Annotated in this window: 1 protein-coding gene; it reads right to left on the reverse strand. The window is 59.1% G+C overall.

Translation table 11 applies throughout. From position 1 onward, the window contains the following. Positions 1-1,881, reverse strand: a 1,881-nt coding sequence (gene acs / locus ABWV47_RS21040; RefSeq protein WP_353315387.1) for an acetate--CoA ligase, incomplete at both ends; no start/stop codon positions are given.

Raw genomic sequence — 1,881 nt, forward strand, 5'->3', positions numbered from 1 at the left:
GATTCATTCTATTTTGTATGAGGTCATCTACGACGGAGGGATCTGCGAGTGTTGAGATGTCTCCGAGGGCGCCGTAGTCGTTTTCGGCGATTTTGCGCAGGATGCGGCGCATGATTTTGCCGGAGCGGGTTTTGGGCAGGCCGGGGGCCCATTGGATCAGATCCGGGCTGGCAATTGGACCAATTTCGGTCCGCACCCAGGTGCGCAGCTCTTTGCGCAGCTCCTCAGAGGGCTCCTGATCGTTCATCAATGTGACGTAGCAGTAGATGCCCTGACCCTTGATGTCATGCGGGTAGCCCACCACGGCGGCCTCAGCCACAGCGGCATGGGCCACCAGCGCGCTTTCGACTTCCGCCGTGCCCATGCGGTGGCCAGAGACGTTGATCACATCGTCCACACGCCCGGTGATCCAGTAGTCACCATCCGCATCCCGACGGCAGCCATCGCCAGCAAAGTAGTAGTTTTTGTAATCTGAGAAGTAGGTCTTCTCAAAGCGCTCATGGTCGCCCCAGACCGTGCGCATCTGGCTGGGCCAGCTGTCCTTGATCGCCAGAACACCTTCAACGTCGTTGCCGCTGATCTCTTCCCCCGATTGCGGGTCCAGCACCACCGGATGCACGCCAAAGAAGGGCTTCATGGCCGCGCCGGGTTTGGTGGCATGGGCGCCGGGCAGGGGGGTCATCATATGGCCACCGGTTTCGGTCTGCCACCATGTGTCGACAATTGGACAACGCCCGCCGCCAATCACATCATTGTACCAGTTCCAGGCCTCGGGGTTGATCGGCTCGCCCACAGTGCCAAGGATGCGCAACGAGGAGAGGTCACATTTCTCCACATAGTCATTGCCCTGACCCATCAGTGCGCGCAGCGCGGTCGGTGCGGTGTAGAATTGATTGACCTTGTGCTTCTCACAGACCTGCCAGAAGCGGGAGGCATCTGGATAGGTGGGCACACCTTCAAACATCAGCGTGGTGGCACCATTGGCCAGCGGGCCGTAGACAATATAGCTGTGGCCCGTGACCCAGCCCACATCCGCCGTACACCAGAAGATGTCACCGTCTTTGTAGTCAAAGGTGTATTCATGGGTCATGGAGGCATAGACCAGATAGCCGCCGGTGGTGTGCACCACGCCTTTGGGCTGCCCGGTGGAGCCGGAGGTGTAGAGGATGAACAGCGGATCCTCCGCATTCATCTCTGCCGGTTTGCAGTAGTCATTCGCCTCCATGGCCATTTCGTTGTAATCATAATCGCGCCCGTCGATCCATGTGGTCTGATCGCCTGTGCGTTTGACCACCAGACATTTGACGGTGTCTTTGGTGTGCAGCAGCGCGGCATCGGCGTTGGATTTGAGCGCCGTTTTGCGGCCGCCACGTGGCGCGCTGTCCGCGGTGATGACCACTTTGGCGTCACAGCCATTCACCCGCGCCGCCAGCGCATCCGGGCTGAAGCCGGCAAACACAATCGAGTGGATCGCGCCGATGCGGGCACAGGCCAACATGGCATAAGCCGCCTCCGGGATCATCGGCATATAGATCACCACGCGATCCCCTTTGCGCACCCCCATGGTTTCCAGCACATTGGCCATGCGGCACACACGGCGGTGCAACTCAGCGTAGGTGATGTGTTGGGCCGGCTCTTCTGGATTGTCCGGCTCAAAGATGATCGCCGTCTGATCGCCCCGGGTTTCCAGATGGCGGTCAATACAGTTGGCGGCCACATTGAGCGTGCCGTCCTCAAACCATTTGATTTCCACATTGCCCGGCGCAAACGACGTGTTCTTCACCTTGGTGAACGGTTTGATCCAATCCACCCGCTGGCCGTGCTCAGCCCAAAATCCCTCAGGATCAGAAACCGATGCCCTATAAAGAGCGTCGTATTTGG

The sequence above is a fragment of the Shimia sp. NS0008-38b genome, assembly GCF_040370365.1.
In the GTDB taxonomy this organism is placed as follows: Bacteria; Pseudomonadota; Alphaproteobacteria; order Rhodobacterales; family Rhodobacteraceae; genus Shimia.